The organism is Citrobacter sp. Cc139 (genome assembly GCF_030334645.1).
In the GTDB taxonomy this organism is placed as follows: domain Bacteria; phylum Pseudomonadota; class Gammaproteobacteria; order Enterobacterales; family Enterobacteriaceae; genus Citrobacter; species Citrobacter werkmanii.
In genome coordinates this window covers 1-16,014 of sequence record NZ_JAOWDM010000062.1, presented here as the reverse complement: position 1 = coordinate 16,014, position 16,014 = coordinate 1, and the positions used below count along the sequence as shown (strand labels likewise).

12 protein-coding genes are annotated in these 16,014 nt (G+C 52.0%); 10 read left to right on the top strand and 2 right to left on the bottom strand.

All coding sequences use genetic code 11. The features are described 5' to 3' along the window. Positions 1-26: 26 nt before the first annotated feature. Positions 27-275 (top strand): hydrogenase maturation factor HybG, encoded by a 249-nt coding sequence (gene hybG, locus OGV69_RS03605; RefSeq protein ID WP_003024459.1) that lies wholly within the window; start codon positions 27-29, stop codon positions 273-275. A gap of 88 nt (positions 276-363) precedes the next feature. Here hybG and yghU read toward each other — a convergent pair whose 3' ends face one another. Next, positions 364-1,230: a glutathione-dependent disulfide-bond oxidoreductase gene (yghU, locus tag OGV69_RS03600; protein WP_038633828.1), complete on the bottom strand. Its 867-nt coding sequence runs from the start codon at positions 1,228-1,230 to the stop codon at positions 364-366. 218 nt (positions 1,231-1,448) lie between these two features. Here yghU and OGV69_RS03595 point away from each other — a divergent pair, with 218 nt between their 5' ends. The 9 genes from OGV69_RS03595 to tssH all read left to right on the top strand — a co-directional run bounded on the left by OGV69_RS03595 (position 1,449) and on the right by tssH (position 15,251). Continuing rightward, positions 1,449-3,737, top strand: coding sequence for an FdhF/YdeP family oxidoreductase (locus OGV69_RS03595; RefSeq protein WP_069324336.1), 2,289 nt, complete (start codon positions 1,449-1,451; stop codon positions 3,735-3,737). Between the two features lie 153 nt (positions 3,738-3,890). Continuing rightward, a complete protein-coding gene (gene gss, locus OGV69_RS03590; RefSeq protein ID WP_038633823.1) occupies positions 3,891-5,753 on the top strand; it encodes a bifunctional glutathionylspermidine amidase/synthase in 1,863 nt (620 codons plus the stop codon). 466 nt (positions 5,754-6,219) lie between these two features. Continuing rightward, positions 6,220-6,717 carry a type VI secretion system contractile sheath small subunit gene (gene tssB, locus OGV69_RS03585; RefSeq protein ID WP_038633820.1) on the top strand — a complete coding sequence of 166 codons (498 nt, stop codon included), beginning with the start codon at positions 6,220-6,222 and terminating at the stop codon, positions 6,715-6,717. A gap of 65 nt (positions 6,718-6,782) precedes the next feature. After that, positions 6,783-8,312, top strand: a complete 1,530-nt coding sequence (tssC, locus tag OGV69_RS03580) for a type VI secretion system contractile sheath large subunit (protein ID WP_069324335.1) — start codon at positions 6,783-6,785, stop codon at positions 8,310-8,312. 23 nt (positions 8,313-8,335) lie between these two features. After that, the gene (tssK, locus tag OGV69_RS03575) at positions 8,336-9,673 is read left to right on the top strand and encodes a type VI secretion system baseplate subunit TssK (protein WP_069324334.1); all 1,338 of its coding nucleotides are present in this window, start codon (positions 8,336-8,338) and stop codon (positions 9,671-9,673) included. Positions 9,674-9,678: 5 nt separating this feature from the next. After that, positions 9,679-10,320, top strand: a complete 642-nt coding sequence (gene tssL / locus OGV69_RS03570) for a type VI secretion system protein TssL, short form (protein WP_069324333.1) — start codon at positions 9,679-9,681, stop codon at positions 10,318-10,320. A gap of 3 nt (positions 10,321-10,323) precedes the next feature. After that, positions 10,324-11,988 carry an OmpA family protein gene (locus OGV69_RS03565; protein WP_069324332.1) on the top strand — a complete coding sequence of 555 codons (1,665 nt, stop codon included), beginning with the start codon at positions 10,324-10,326 and terminating at the stop codon, positions 11,986-11,988. A gap of 16 nt (positions 11,989-12,004) precedes the next feature. Next, positions 12,005-12,496 (top strand): type VI secretion system tube protein TssD, encoded by a 492-nt coding sequence (gene tssD, locus OGV69_RS03560; RefSeq protein WP_003024437.1) that lies wholly within the window; start codon positions 12,005-12,007, stop codon positions 12,494-12,496. Between the two features lie 160 nt (positions 12,497-12,656). Next, a complete protein-coding gene (gene tssH / locus OGV69_RS03555; protein ID WP_286469097.1) occupies positions 12,657-15,251 on the top strand; it encodes a type VI secretion system ATPase TssH in 2,595 nt (864 codons plus the stop codon). Positions 15,252-15,261: 10 nt separating this feature from the next. Here the strand turns inward: tssH and OGV69_RS03550 are convergent. Continuing rightward, positions 15,262-15,959 (bottom strand): IS1-like element IS1B family transposase gene (locus tag OGV69_RS03550; protein ID WP_095033700.1). Its coding sequence is split into 2 segments (ribosomal slippage): positions 15,262-15,710 and positions 15,710-15,959, totalling 699 coding nucleotides; the frame shifts between segments, so codons are not numbered across the junction. Positions 15,960-16,014: the final 55 nt, after the last annotated feature.

Below are 16,014 nucleotides of genomic sequence, written 5' to 3'. Positions count from 1 at the left end.
TAGGTTGCTATGGGGCGGAGTCAGATATGTGTATTGGAGTCCCTGGTCAGGTTCTGGCCGTTGGTGAAGATATTCACCAGCTTGCGCAGGTTGAAGTGTGCGGCATCAAACGTGATGTCAATATTGCCCTGATTTGTGAAGGTGATACAGCTGAGCTGGTCGGGCAATGGGTGCTGGTGCACGTAGGGTTCGCCATGAGCATCATTGATGAAGATGAAGCTAAAGCCACGTTAGACGCACTTCGCCGTATGGAGTACGACGTCACCAGCGCGTGATTTTATGCCGGATGGCGCAGCGCTTATCAGGCCCGCGCCTTATATGTAGGCCGGATAAGGCGTTAGCGCCGCCATCCGGCATCTTACGTTAACCCTGGCGCTTATCTTCGGTATTGGTATCGAAGTCGCTGGCGTCATGGCGTTCATGAAGCTGTTCGTTCAGCGGCCCGTTGGTACGGTTTACAATACGGCCACGCTTAACCGCCGGACGCGCTGCAATCTCTTTTGCCCAGCGCTGCACGTGCTTGTAGCTTCCTGCGTCAAGGAACTCTGCCGCGTCGTACACGTTGCCCAGAACCACATTGCCAAACCACGGCCAGACCGCCATATCGGCAATAGTGTATTCATCTCCGGCCACAAACTGATGCTGCGCTAATTGCTTATCCAGCACGTCGAGCAGGCGCTTGGCTTCCATTGTGAAGCGATTAATAGCGTACTCAATTTTTACCGGCGCATAGTTATAGAAGTGACCAAAACCACCGCCGAGGAAGGGGGCCGCACCCTGTAGCCAGAACAACCAGTTCAGCGTTTCAGTACGTTTAGCCAAATCCTGCGGCAGGAAGTAACCATATTTTTCCGCCAGATAGAGCAGGATTGCGCCAGACTCGAAAACGCGAACCGGCGGATTTTGCGAGTGGTCGCGCAGCGCAGGGATCTTCGAGTTCGGATTCACCTCAACAAAGCCGCTGGAAAACTGATCGCCATCGCCAATACGGATAATCCATGCATCGTATTCCGCGCCCTTGACGCCCTGCGCCAGCAGTTCCTCCAGCATAATCGTCACTTTTTGCCCGTTTGGCGTACCCAGCGAATAGAGCTGCAGCGGATGTTTGCCGACCGGCAGCGTTTTCTCATGGGTGGCGCCGGAAACCGGGCGGTTGATATTGGCGAATGCGCCGCCGTTCGATTTTTCCCACGTCCAGACTTTCGCGGGCTGATAGGTATTGTCTGACATGTTGACCTGCCTTCTGAGTGGTTGTGTTGATGCAGTGTAGCAGTTAGGGAAAACTCAATTTAACAGATTGGGACTTTATGTCGCTTTGTGCTGAAAGGGGAAGATAAATCTAACCCGTTCATTGTAGCCGGGCCGTACTCCATGAAGAGGAAATCAATGTTGGACGGAAATTGCTACCGTATTCACCATCAAAAATTGGCGGTGAATAAGCAGTAATAATGAAAAATGGTGTTCCAGGAGTAAGCGATTATCAGGGCCCGGCGGGTGGGTGGGGCGCGGTAAAAGCCGTCACTGCTTCGGTATTTTCGCAAAAGGCTATCGCCCGCGACATTATCGCAATGTTCAAAATGAACCAGGTGAAAGGGTTCGATTGTCCGGGTTGTGCGTGGCCGGACCCTGGACATCGTGCGCCAATGGAGCTGTGCGAAAATGGCGTGAAGGCGGTCTCCTGGGAGACAACCAGCAAGAAAGCGTCTCCGGAATTTTTCAGCCGTCATCCGGTTTCCACGCTCTGGCACTACAGCGATTATGAACTGGAAAACATTGGTCGTTTGACGCATCCAATGAAATACGATGCAGCGTCAGACACCTGGCAGGCGGTGGATTGGGACATCGCCTTCCACGAGATCGGTGAGCGTCTGCGCAGCTATGACTCAGCGGAACAGGTTGAGTTTTACACCTCCGGCAGAACCTCAAATGAGGCGGCATTTCTGTATCAGCTGTTTGCCCGCGAGTATGGCAGCAACAATTTCCCTGATTGCTCAAACATGTGCCACGGTCCTACCAGCACAGGATTAACGCAGGCCATTGGCCTTGGGAAAGGGACCGTTGAACTGGACGACTTTGACCACTGCGATCTGGTCATTTGTATCGGACATAACCCCGGCACTAACCATCCGCGCATGCTGACCACTTTACGCGAGGTTGCCAAACGCGGAGCCAAAATTATCTCCATCAATCCGTTGAACGAAAGGGGGCTTGAGCGCTTTAGCTTCCCGCAAAGCCCAAGAGAGATATTTGGCGGCCAGGCCACGGAGCTAAGCAGCGATTACTATCAGGTTAAAATAGGCGGTGACGCCTCGCTGCTCAAAGGCATAATGAAAGCGCTGATCGAAATGGACGAAGCGCGGATCTTACTGGATCGACAGCCCTGCCTCGATCATGCTTTTATTCATCAGCATACCGAGGGTTATTCGGCGCTGTATGACGATTTACGCCAGTGTAGCTGGGCAGAACTGGAACAGGACTCCGGACTGACGCGCAGTCAGATGGAGGATCTGGCACACAGCTATAACAAATCCCGCGCCACCATTATTTGTTACGGGTTGGGGATTACCCAGCATAAAAACGGCACCGGGAACGTTCAGCAACTGGTAAACCTGCTGCTGCTGAAAGGCAATATGGGGAAACCGGGCGCGGGGATCTGCCCGTTGCGCGGTCATTCTAACGTGCAGGGCGATCGTTCCGTGGGTATCAATGAAGCGGCGTCCGAAGAGTTCCTGCAACGCCTTGAGGCGCATTTTGCTATCAGCGTGCCGCGCAAGCATGGCCGCTCCAGCGTGGAGAGTATCCGGGCCATCGAACGGGGAGAGGCAAAAGCGCTCATTTGCATGGGGGGTAATCTGGCGGTGGCGATGCCGCAGCCGCAGCGTACTTTTGCGGCGATGAAAAATCTGGATCTGCAGGTCCATGTTGCGACCAAGCTGAACAGATCGCATTTGCTGTTGGCAAAACATAACTACCTGCTGCCCGCGTTAGGGCGAACGGAACGTGACATTCAGGCGACGGGGATCCAGTCGGTGACCGTCGAAGACTCGATGTCGATGGTTCACGCCTCCTGCGGCGCGCTGAAACCGGCTTCCCGCTGGCTAAAATCGGAACCTGCTATTGTCGCTGGTATCGCTCGCGCCACGCTGCCTCTTTCACCAATCAACTGGGAAGCGTTAATCGGAGACTATGCGTTGATCCGTGACGCCATTGCCGCCGTGATCCCGGCGTTCCGTGATTACAACGCACGTATTGCCGAGCCGGGCGGATTTCGCATGGATACGCCCGCCTCGCGACGTGAATGGCGAACGCCAAATGGCAAAGCCAACTTTATCGTCAGCCATCAGCAAGCGGTGGAGCGGGAAAATCAACCTGCCGATGCGTTAGTTCTGGCGACGCTGCGTAGTCACGATCAGTACAACACCACTATCTATGGCATGAACGATCGCTATCGTGGCATTACCGGTCGGCGTGATGTGGTGTTTTTAAGCGCCGAAGAAGCGGCGGCTCGCGGTCTGAGTCAGGGCGATGTGGTCAACGTTCAGGCGCTGGACGACAACGGCCAGCCCTGTGCGGAACGTGTTATGCACGGTTTAACGGTGGTGATTTACAACATGGCGGCAGGCTCTGTTGGCGCGTATCTGCCTGAAGCGAATGTCCTGCTTTCGCTGGATGCGGTAGACACACAGAGTTTGACTCCGGCGTACAAAAGCGTACCGGTCACTCTGAAAAAAGCGTAGTTCCTGCTGTGAATTTTTCGCCTCTGAGCGCCAGCCGCTGCGTTGAGGTGTATGATGATGTCGACCTCTGTCCGGTTAGTGTCGCAGAGCAGGCAATCAGAGCGATAAATTCACGCCAACCTGCTCAGGCTGTATAGTTTTGAGGTAAGGTGCATGAGCAAAGGAACGACCAGTCAGGATGCCCCATTCGGGACATTATTGGGCTACGCCCCAGGCGGCGTAGCAATCTACTCTTCAGATTACAGCTCCCTCGACCCACGGGACTACGACGATGACGCGGCATTTCGCAGCTATATCGACGACGAATATATGGGCCACAAATGGCAGTGCGTAGAGTTTGCCCGCCGTTTTCTCTTCCTGAACTATGGCATGGTTTTCACCGATGTGGGCATGGCATGGGAGATCTTCTCCTTACGCTTCCTGCGTGAAGTGGTGAATGACAATATCCTGCCGTTACAGGCATTTCCGAATGGTTCACCCCGTGCGCCAGTTGCAGGTGCTCTGCTTATCTGGCAGAAAGGCGGCGAATTTAAAGACACCGGCCATGTGGCGGTAGTCACCCAATTGCTGGAAAACAAAATCCGCATTGCTGAACAGAACGTGCTCCACACGCCGCTGCCTCCCGGACAGCAGTGGACCCGCGAACTGGAAATGGTGGTTGAAAACGGTTGTTACACCCTGCGTGATACCTTTGACGACACCACCATCCTTGGTTGGATGATCCAGACCGATGATACCCGTGACAGCCTGCCGCAGCCGGAGATCGCCAATGACTCACTGAAAATTAGCGGCGCGCGACTGGAAAATAGTGGCCAGTTTGACGGTAAATGGCTGGATGAGCAGGATCCGCTGCAAAAAGCCTACGTGCTGGCGAACGGCCACGTCATTAATCAGGATCCGCATCAGTACTTCACCATTACCGAGAGTGCGGAGCAGGAGCTGATTAAAGCCACCAACGAACTGCACCTGATGTATCTACACGCAACCGACAAAGTGCTAAAAGACGACAACCTGCTCGCGCTGTTCGACATCCCGAAAATCCTCTGGCCGCGTCTGCGTCTTTCCTGGCAGCGTCGTCGTCATCACATGATCACCGGGCGTATGGATTTCTGTATGGATGAACGCGGACTGAAGGTGTATGAGTACAACGCCGATTCCGCATCCTGTCATACCGAAGCCGGTTTGATCCTCGAAAGATGGGCCGAGCGGGGCTACACAGGACAGGGACATAACCCGGCTGAAGGATTGATCAACGAACTGGCTGGCGCCTGGAAACACAGCCGCGCGCGTCCTTTTGTCCACATCATGCAGGATAAGGATATTGAGGAAAACTATCACGCGCAGTTTATGCAGCAGGCGCTGCGTCAGGCCGGGTTTGACAGCAAAATTCTGCGTGGCCTCGATGAGCTACGTTGGGATGACGCCGGTCAGTTGATTGACGGTGATGGTCGCCTGGTGAACTGCGTCTGGAAAACCTGGGCGTGGGAAACCGCGATAGAGCAGGTGCGAGAGGTCAGCGAAACGGAGTATGCCGCAGTGCCCATCCGTACCGGGCATACCAATCAGGAAGTGCGTTTGATAGACGTGCTACTACGCCCGGAAGTGCTGGTCTTCGAGCCTCTGTGGACGGTGATCCCTGGCAACAAAGCGATTCTGCCGATCCTGTGGCAATTGTTCCCGCACCACCGTTATCTGCTTGATACTGATTTCACTGTTAATGAAGAGCTGGCGCAAACCGGTTATGCAGTGAAACCTATTGCAGGACGTTGTGGCAGCAACATCGATCTGGTGAGCCACCAGGAAGAGCTCCTGGATAAAACCAGCGGTAAGTTTGCTGAACAGAAGAACATTTATCAGCAGCTTTGGTGTCTGCCGAAGGTTGCCGGTAAATATATTCAGGTTTGTACCTTCACCGTAGGCGGTAACTACGGCGGAACCTGTCTGCGCGGCGACGAGTCGCTGGTAATTAAAAAAGAGAGCGATATAGAGCCGCTGATTGTGGTGAAGGAAGCGTAATCTTTCTTCATGTCCAGAAATAAGTGCGAAAAGCCGGAGTATATCTTCGGCTTTTTTTATTTATAGTTAAATTGATTCTGATTATATTTTAATAAACACCGTTGCATATGTTTATAATGGTAACTATTTATTTTGGTAATGTTTCTTAATAAGAATACATTTATTCAGTGAATGCATTTAACATTAATTAATTCCTGTGGCTTGTATTAGATAAAGAGCTTCTTGATCTCTTTTTTAAATAAATAATTATAATGTGTTATTTGGTCGATTGGTGATATTGATCATGTTTTCACTTGGATAATATATCGGATTACGTCGCTATACTAATTATAATCATTAATTGTCATTAACAGTCGTTGTTGGCTGCCCACAAAAATGACGTTGTATGAGACTCGTTGAGCGATTGGAAAATGCTCTGTTAGGAAACGCAAAACATCGGCAGGAATCGCCGGTCTGAGAGGGACGTATGGGTGACAGTTTTCAGAATGAAGTGCCAACGGCACGCGTTAATATCAAGTTAGATTTACATACCGGAGGCGTTCAGAAAAAAGTTGAATTGCCGTTAAAACTTTTAACCGTGGGTGATTTCAGTAATGGTAGAGAACAACGACCACTATCGGAACGCGAAAAGGTTGATATTAATAAAAATAATTTCAATGATGTGTTAGCTAAGTTCTCACCAGTAGTGAATCTGAGTGTTAAAAATACGTTAGCTGGCGATGATAGAAATGACGATATTAATCTTACCTTTAAAAATATCCGCGATTTTGAGCCTGAGCAGGTAGCCAGAAATATCCCACAATTACGCGTTCTGTTGGCTATGCGTAACTTACTTCGTGACCTGAAATCTAACTTACTCGATAACGCTGCTTTTCGCCGCGAGCTGGAAACCATCCTTAAGGATCCAGCCCTGAGTCAGGAACTGCGTGATGAACTGGCAACCATGATGCCAGAAGAGATTTAACGCTATACAGGGTTTCCTCCGCTTAATTGGCAGGAATAGTAAAGGACCATAAAAGGAATATGTTGATGTCTGTTCAGGAACATACCTCTTCAGTCGCGGCCACTACGACCAGTGAACGCAGCGTTTATCAATCCCTCTTTGACAAAATTAATCTTTCCCCGGTTTCGGCATTAAAAAATGTAGATGCGTGGCAGAGCGATGAAGCGCTTTCTGATGCCGCTCCGGCTGAACGCGTGACCGCCGCTATTCAGGTTCTGGTCTCATGTCTGGCGGACGCTGCACAGCCAGTAGAGCGCCTGGATAAAACGCTGCTTGATGAACAAATTGCTCGTCTTGATAAGCAGATTAGCGATCAGGTTAATGAAGTTATGCATCATGCTGAGTTTCAGAAGCAAGAATCGCTCTGGCGCGGTTTACATTCGATGATCACCGGCATCGACTTTCGTCGCAATGTCCGGGTAGAAATGATGGATATCAGCAAGGATGCGTTACGTGATGATTTTGACGATGCGCCGGAGCTTATCCAGAGCGGGTTATACCGCCATGTTTATATTGAAGAATATGATCAGCCTGGTGGCGAACCCATTGCGGCAATGATTTCAGCGTACGAATTTGATAACAGCCCGCAGGATATTGCACTGCTGCGCAATATTTCTGGCGTGTCGGCAGCCTGTCATATGCCGTTTATCGGTTCCGTTGGGCCGAAATTTTTCCTGAAAGAAAATATGGAAGAAGTCGCGGCCATAAAAGACATCAATGATTATTTCGAACGTGCTGAATACATCAAGTGGAAAGCATTTCGTGATAGCGACGATTCACGCTACATCGGGCTGACTATGCCGCGTGTATTGGGTCGTCTGCCGTATGGTCCTGATACCGTGCCGGTACGTAGCTTTAACTATGTTGAAGAGGTGAAGGGGCCGGATCACGAAAAATATCTGTGGACCAGCGCATCTTTCTCTTTCGCTGTGAACATGGTGAAAAGTTTTATCAAGAATGGCTGGTGCGTCCAGATCCGTGGGCCGCAAGCGGGCGGCGCAGTTAAAGACCTGCCTATCCATTTGTACGATCTGGGTACGGGTAATCAAGTGAAGATTCCATCTGAGGTGATGATTCCGGAAACCCGGGAGTTTGAATTCGCCAACCTTGGTTTTATTCCGCTTTCTTATTACAAGAATCGTGATTACGCCTGCTTCTTCTCCGCTAACTCGGCTCAGAAACCTGCGCAGTATGATACGCCGGAAGCGACGGCTAACAGTCGGATTAACTCTCGTTTGCCGTATATCTTCCTGCTTTCTCGTATTGCACATTACCTGAAAATACTGCAGCGAGAAAATATTGGTACGACCAAAGATCGCCGCTTGCTTGAGCTTGAGCTTAATAATTGGTTGCGCAGTCTGGTAACCGAAATGACCGATCCTGGCGATGATTTGCAGGCATCACACCCGCTGCGTGATGGGCGTGTCGTGGTGGAGGATATTGAGGATAACCCCGGTTTCTTCCGTGTGCGCCTGTATGCCATTCCGCATTTCCAGGTTGAAGGTATGGACGTCAGCTTGTCGTTAGTTTCACAAATGCCTAAGTCGAAATCTTAACGACGCAGCGCACAGGAGGTGCGATGAAGATCTATCGTCCGTTATGGAGCGAGGGGGCCTTTCTGGCTCCCCAGCAGTTTCAGCAACAGACACGTTGGGATGCCTATGTCGCTGACGTTGTTGCTCACATGTCACTTTCATCACCGTGGGGTGTCATCAGCGCGGAGTTTGATGAAAGTGCGCTAACGGTTTCCCGTTTGAATCCCGTTAATCTGGTTGTGCGCTTTCCTGACGGCACGTTAGTGGATACAGGTATTTCAGATAACCTGCCTCCGGCGTGTGATTTATCGCATCTTACTGGTTACAGCAGTGTTGATATTGTGCTGGCGTTGCCGCTGCTTTCGGCTAATGGCGGCAATCTTTCATCAGGCAACGGCGTTAGCCGTCCGTGTCGTTGGCAGCAGGAATGGCTGCCAGTACAGGATCTCTCAGGTCAGGAAAGAACTGATATGGCCGTGCTGCGGCATGCTATCACCCTCCGGTATAGCCATGACGATAACAGCGCTTACCTGACTTGTCCGGTAGCTTGCCTTATTCGTAATGCTCAGGGGCAATGGGAGCTGGGACGTGATTTTTTACCCCCAGCGCTTTCACTCTCAGCCAGCCCCTCATTAATCAATTCGCTTAGTGATTTGGTGCATCGTATCCAGGCTCGTTGTCGCCGCCTGATGGCCTTGCGCCGAGAAAGTAATGAACGAATGGCGGATTTTGCGGTAGCTGATGTTTCGTTGTTTTGGCTGCTGAATGCGCTTAATAGCTCAGAGCCTGTTCTGAAAGAAATGCTGCAAAACCCAGGCCGTCACCCCGAACTTTTGTGGCGTGAGCTGGCGCGGTTAGCAGGTAGCCTGCTGACTTTTTCATTAGACCATGATGTCAGCGTTGTACCTCCATACCAGCACGCAAATCCGCAGCAGGTATTCCCTCCGCTGTTTGCACTTTTGGTGGAACTGCTGGAAGCCAGCCTGCCATCTCGCGTTGTCGCTATTGAACTGACGCAAGAGCGACAGTTCTGGTATGGCGCTTTGTCGGATGCCCGACTGCGTGAAGGCGCTGATTTTTACCTTTCCATTCGCTCGGATCTTCCTGCGCATGTCCTCCTTACGCAATTCCCACAGCTCTGTAAAGCAGGGAGCCGGGCAGATGTCTCTGATGTCGTCAATGTGGCACTGAGCGGTATTCCTTTAAAACCGCTAACGCATGTACCCGCAGCCATCCCGTTACGACTGGAAAATCAATACTTTGCTCTTGAGATTAATCATCCAGCAGCCCAGGCCATGCTGGATGCCGGTAATTGCGCTTTCTATGTGCCGGGAACACTGGGAGAGATTCAACTTGAGCTTTTCGCAGTCTTAAGGGATTGAAATAAATGAATAAGGATATTGATCAGGTGTTTTGGCCAACCTGGCTTGCTGTCAGCCAGTTACGTGGCGGGGCGGAAGTCGATGATGGGGCAGCTTTCTATCGCCAGGCCTGTCAATGGGTTGATTCTGCGCGTGAGGCATTGCGTGAGATGGGGTACAGCGAACACAGCGTTGAGCACATGCTCTACACGCAATGTGCGTTACTGGATGAAAGCGTGTTGAACCGCAATCGGCAGAATAGCGGTTATACCACCTGGCTTGCGACCCCCTTACAGGCCCGCTATTTCAACACGACCAATGCAGGAGAAGAGCTCTGGGAGCGCATCCGTACCGTCCTGCGCGAGTCCGTTCCTGATACTGCCGTATTAACCTGCTTTTATCGTGCAATCACGCTCGGTTTTGTTGGGCGCTATCGTGAGCAAGGTGACGAGCGTCGTGAAGATGTTCTTGAAGCGCTGGCGACTCAGGCGATGCCTTTTAAGTTAAAGCACGATGCCCCAGTTATCATGCTGGCCTCTGGATTCTCAGGCGGTAAGCGTCGCTGGTGGTTGGCATGGATTGTCGGTGTGCTGGCGTTGGGTGCCCTGTGGCTGACATTTTCTCATGTCTTACAAGGGCAGGTAGCTCAGCTTATTGGGCAGGGATAAGACATGGCTCAGTTGCGAGGGATCGTTAACTATGTGCTGGCGGCCGTGCTGGCTTTGTTGCTGGTCTGGGGATTTAGTCCGTTAAGTGCGGGTGTAAGGAGTGGGCTTACCGTCTTTATTTTACTGCTTTTCATTCCAGGGATGGTTTATGCCTGGCGTCAGTATGGTCGGTTGAAGTCTGCTCATTCTGCTCATGAAGTTCTGCTCCCTCCGGAGAGTTTCAGTGGGCCGGTTGTGCTGGTGTGTGGCGATAATGACCTCTTGTTCACTGGACGCGGCGATTCTTGCGAGAGTTCACAGGGCTGGTATTTATCTGTCCAGTCTCCGGAGCATTATATTGCTCTGGTTCGTCAGTTAGCTACGCAGCGTCCGGGGCTTCTTATGCGCGTTTCCGTGATGCTGGCCTTGGCTCCAGAACGGCATAATGATGAAGGCGCGCTTAAGTACATGCTGCTCAGCTGGCGGCGTGTGGTGGCCCAAAGCCGGCGTTGGTTATCAGGTATACCGCCGTTTTGGCTGTGCTGTTGGCTGAATTCTCCTCAGTGCAATGAGAGTGTACGTTGGTTTATTCGTACGCCTCAGGATGCGGAAGTGCAGTCGGCTACGGGATTAGACGACTTTGCGCCTTTCTCTTCGCAAGAGCGCCCGGCTCGTCATTTTCATCTTACACATGCAGTGTGGTTAGATAATTTACTGGGATGGCTGCAGAAGGTACAAGGCGACACCGAGCGCCATGCTCCGCCTCTTTTCTCTGCTTTACGGGTAGTGTGTTTCACCTCATTGGCGGTCTGCGAAAATAATCTGTGGCAACGGCATATCACGGCTCAAACAACGCTTCCTCCAGCCGCGTCAGCAGCGCCCGTACAGTTGCCTTTTCCTGATTTAGCGTTGCCTTTTTTATCCCACCGCCGGGCGCTGACTGCTTTTCAACGAGCGGTGGGCGTAAGTGGTCTTCTGTGCGGCCTTTTTGTCGGGCTGGCAATGACATGCAGCTTTATCAATAACCAACATCTCATCAGGATCACCAACGATCATTTGACGGTATACCGCCATCTTAGCGGTAATCCTGTCGAGCCAAAGATTCAGGCTCAGGATCAACTTCGTCGGGATGCGCAGCGGCTGGATCGCTGGTATCAGCGAGGTGAACCCCTTTCTCTTTCAATGGGATTGTATCAGGGGATGAGATTGATCCCGCCTTTGCTGGCCGCCATCAGCGACTGGCTACCACCTGAAAAACCGAAAGTGACCTCCCCGCAAACCGTACGTCTGGACAGTATGTCGCTGTTTGATACGGGCAAATGGGCGTTAAAGGCCGGTTCAACAAAAGTACTCATTAGGGCTTTGGTCAATATCAAAGCTAAACCCGGTTGGCTGATCGTCATCGCCGGACATACCGATGATGTGGGTGACGATAAATCTAATCAGCAGCTTTCTCTCAAACGTGCGGAATCTGTTCGCGACTGGATGCGCGATACCGGCGATGTTGCGGAGAGCTGTTTTGCCGTTCAGGGCTATGGCGAATTACGTCCCTACAAAAGCAACGATACGCCTGAGGGACGGGCAGCTAACCGCCGTGTAGAGATCAGTCTGGTACCGCAGGCTGATGCCTGTCAGGTGCCGGGCATGAAGGAACCGTCACCGCAAGGCGGTGACGCATTAGCGAAGTAAAAATGGAGAAAGAGTTATGGCAATTCCAGTCTACCTTTGGCTGAAAGACGACGGCGGCGCGGATATTAAAGGCTCTGTTGATGTGAAAGACCGTGTGGGCAGTATCGAAGTGGTGGCGCAGGAACATAACCTGTACATCCCTACGGATAACAACACCGGTAAGTTGACCGGGACGCGCATCCATACCCCGTTCCTTTTCACTAAGGAAATCGATGCCTCCAGCCCGTATCTGTACAAGGCTGTAACCACAGGTCAGACCCTGCGTCAGGCAGAGTTCAAATGGTATCGCATCAATGATGCGGGTCAGGAAGTGGAATACTTCAACACCACACTGCACAACGTGAAAGTGGTGAAAGTAAACCCGGTGATGTACGACATTAAAGATCCCGCTAAAGAGAAGCATAACCACCTGGAACAGATTGAACTGCGCTACGAGAAGATCGTCTGGACCTATAAGGATGGCAACATCATCCATTCTGACGCCTGGAACGAGCGTACCACCGCGTAATGCACTAACGGATGAGGATTTCCTCATCCGTTTTTTTATGCCCTCTGCTGAGCGTCCCGGGCGGGGTTCAGCAGAGAGTATCAACATCACTATTACCTTATGGGCATTGGATTACGGCCACGGGCGGTAGCGTGCCTGAATACAGGGAGTCAGGAAGCAAATGGAACACCAGTCAGCAGTGTTATTACGACGTCTCAACCCCTATTGTGCTCAGGCGCTTGAAGCAGCGGCATCGTTATGCCAGACGCGCGCGCATGCAGAAATCACGCCCGAACACTGGTTACTAAAGCTGCTGGAGCAGGGAGAGGGCGATATTACGGTCATTGCTCGTCGTTATGAATGGGATATCGACAATCTCTGGCAGTCACTGCTGGCGCATCTGGATGTTCAGCCTCGTTCCGTGAAAAGTCGCCCGCAGTTGTCTGATGCGCTCCTTTCTTTAATGCAACAAGCGTGGCTGTGTGCCGCAACGGATGAAAATTCGCAGATACGTGGCGTACATCTGCTGATGGCGCTGGTAGGAAAGCCTTCACTATTGCAGTGTGACGGCCTGTGGCCTCTTTTGAGCGCCGGACATATTCAACTGGAACGGCTTCTGCCGCTATTAAATGTCCAGTCGGATGAACGTCCGGAAAGGCAGCAAGAAGCCGCTCTGACGCAGGTTTCCCCAGATGACGAAGTGCGTCCTGGACTGGCTCAGTCGACGTTGTCGCCAGCATTACAAGGCGTGCTCGAGAAATTTACGCTGGACGTGACCGCGAAAGCGCGTGCTGGCGATATCGACCCGATATTTGGTCGCGATAATGAAATCCGGCAAATGGTGGATGTGCTGTCCCGTCGGCGAAAAAATAATCCCATTCTGGTCGGGGAACCTGGCGTCGGCAAGACCGCTCTGGTGGAGGGGTTGGCGCTGCGTATTGCTGAAGGTAACGTGCCTGATAGCCTGAAATCAGTAACGCTACGCACGCTGGATCTTGGGCTGTTACAAGCCGGCGCTGGAGTGAAAGGTGAGTTTGAGCAGCGGTTAAAAAATATCATTGACGCCGTTCAGCAATCGCCAACGCCTGTTCTGCTCTTTATTGATGAAGCCCATACCATCATCGGGGCTGGTAATCAGGCGGGGGGCGCAGACGCAGCCAACCTGCTAAAACCCGCTCTGGCCAGAGGTGAACTACGAACCATCGCGGCGACCACATGGAGCGAATATAAACAGTATTTTGAGCGTGATGCTGCGCTGGAGCGGCGTTTTCAGATGGTTAAAGTTGATGAGCCGGATGATGACACTGCCTGTTTAATGCTGCGTGGTCTGAAATCACGCTATGCAGAACATCATGGCGTTCACATCACCGACGAAGCGGTTAAAGCCGCCGTTACGCTCTCTCGCCGCTATCTTACCGGGCGGCAATTACCCGACAAAGCCGTCGATCTGCTGGATACCGCAGGTGCAAGAGTGCGGATGAGCCTTGATACCGTTCCTGAACCTTTGACGCGTTTGAAGTCGGAGATCACCGCGCTTGAAATTGAAAAGCAGGCATTGCTTGCAGACCTCGCGGTAGGAAATGGCCAGCATGGTGAAAGGCTGGCCAGTATTGAACAGCGGGAAAATCGTCTGCTTGTCGAACTGGATGAACGCGAAACCCAGTACGGCCAGGAATTAACGCTCACTGAGCAACTGCTGGCCGCCCGCCGTGATATTTCTCGTCAGGCGGAAACGGTTGAATTGCAGCAGCAGCTTAGTGTGCTTCAGCAGGGCCATCCGTTACTGTTTCCGGATGTAGACGCGCGCACCGTTGCTACGGTGATCGCCGACTGGACCGGTGTACCTTTGTCTTCATTAATGAAGGATTCCCAGGCGGATTTACTGACGCTTGAAACCCAGATGGGAAACCGCGTTATAGGGCAGGATTACGCGCTGAATACAATCGCACAGCGGTTGCGGGCATCAAAAACAGGGCTTACGCCGGAAAACGGCCCACAGGGCGTGTTTCTGCTTACCGGGCCAAGCGGAACCGGCAAAACAGAGACTGCGCTGGCCCTGGCTGACATTCTCTTTGGCGGTGAAAAATCGCTAATCACGATTAATCTGTCTGAGTATCAGGAGCCGCATACTGTGAGCCAGCTAAAGGGCTCACCTCCGGGATACGTGGGTTATGGACAGGGAGGGATCCTGACCGAAGCGGTGCGAAAACGCCCCTATAGCGTAGTACTACTGGATGAAGTAGAAAAAGCGCATCGCGACGTCATGAACCTGTTTTACCAGGTATTTGACCGTGGTTTCATGCGTGACGGCGAAGGTCGTGAAATTGATTTTCGCAATACCGTTATTTTGATGACTTCCAATCTTGGCGGCGACGCAGTGATGCAACTGCTGGAAGAGCAACCGGGAACCACAGAGTCAGAGTTGCACGAACTGCTGCGCCCACTGTTGCGCGATCATTTCCAGCCGGCGCTGCTGGCCCGCTTCCAGACAATTATCTACCATCCGCTCAGTGAATCTGCGTTACGTACGATTGTACAGATGAAACTGGAGCAGGTTAGCCAGCGATTACTGCGTCACTACGGCATCACCACAATAATATCCGAGAACCTTTTTGATGCCCTGACCGCCGCTTGCCTGCTACCGGATACGGGAGCGAGGAATATTGATAGTCTGCTGAATCAACAAATCTTACCTGTGCTCAGTCAGCAGTTGTTAACGTATCTTTCCCGGCAGCAAAAACCTCAGCAACTCACTCTAAGTTGGAATGATGGGTAATGACTCCAACTTATTGATAGTGTTTTATGTTCAGATAATGCCCGATGACTTTGTCATGCAGCTCCACCGATTTTGAGAACGACAGCGACTTCCGTCCCAGCCGTGCCAGGTGCTGCCTCAGATTCAGGTTATGCCGCTCAATTCGCTGCGTATATCGCTTGCTGATTACGTGCAGCTTTCCCTTCAGGCGGGATTCATACAGCGGCCAGCCATCCGTCATCCATATCACCACGTCAAAGGGTGACAGCAGGCTCATAAGACGCCCCAGCGTCGCCATAGTGCGTTCACCGAATACGTGCGCAACAACCGTCTTCCGGAGCCTGTCATACGCGTAAAACAGCCAGCGCTGGCGCGATTTAGCCCCGACGTATCCCCACTGTTCGTCCATTTCCGCGCAGACGATGACGTCACTGCCCGGCTGTATGCGCGAGGTTACCGACTGCGGCCTGAGTTTTTTAAATGGCGGAAAATCGTGTTGAGGCCAACGCCCATAATGCGGGCGGTTGCCCGGCATCCAACGCCATTCATGGCCATATCAATGATTTTCTGGTGCGTACCGGGTTGAGAAGCGGTGTAAGTGAACTGCAGTTGCCATGTTTTACGGCAGTGAGAGCAGAGATAGCGCTGATGTCCGGCGGTGCTTTTGCCGTTACGCACCACCCCGTCAGTAGCTGAACAGGAGGGACAGCTGATAGAAACAGAAGCCACTGGAGCACCTCAAAAACACCATCATACACTAAATCAGTAAGTTGGCAGCATCACC

What these genes read in the sequence shown, in the direction of transcription:
- hybG (WP_003024459.1), top strand. Translation starts at nt 27, where the DNA reads ATGTGTATTGGAGTCCCTGGTCAGGTTCTGGCCGTTGGTGAAGATATT.
- yghU (WP_038633828.1), bottom strand. Translation starts at nt 1,230, where the DNA reads ATGTCAGACAATACCTATCAGCCCGCGAAAGTCTGGACGTGGGAAAAA.
- OGV69_RS03595 (WP_069324336.1), top strand. Translation starts at nt 1,449, where the DNA reads ATGAAAAATGGTGTTCCAGGAGTAAGCGATTATCAGGGCCCGGCGGGT.
- gss (WP_038633823.1), top strand. Translation starts at nt 3,891, where the DNA reads ATGAGCAAAGGAACGACCAGTCAGGATGCCCCATTCGGGACATTATTG.
- tssB (WP_038633820.1), top strand. Translation starts at nt 6,220, where the DNA reads ATGGGTGACAGTTTTCAGAATGAAGTGCCAACGGCACGCGTTAATATC.
- tssC (WP_069324335.1), top strand. Translation starts at nt 6,783, where the DNA reads ATGTCTGTTCAGGAACATACCTCTTCAGTCGCGGCCACTACGACCAGT.
- tssK (WP_069324334.1), top strand. Translation starts at nt 8,336, where the DNA reads ATGAAGATCTATCGTCCGTTATGGAGCGAGGGGGCCTTTCTGGCTCCC.
- tssL (WP_069324333.1), top strand. Translation starts at nt 9,679, where the DNA reads ATGAATAAGGATATTGATCAGGTGTTTTGGCCAACCTGGCTTGCTGTC.
- OGV69_RS03565 (WP_069324332.1), top strand. Translation starts at nt 10,324, where the DNA reads ATGGCTCAGTTGCGAGGGATCGTTAACTATGTGCTGGCGGCCGTGCTG.
- tssD (WP_003024437.1), top strand. Translation starts at nt 12,005, where the DNA reads ATGGCAATTCCAGTCTACCTTTGGCTGAAAGACGACGGCGGCGCGGAT.
- tssH (WP_286469097.1), top strand. Translation starts at nt 12,657, where the DNA reads ATGGAACACCAGTCAGCAGTGTTATTACGACGTCTCAACCCCTATTGT.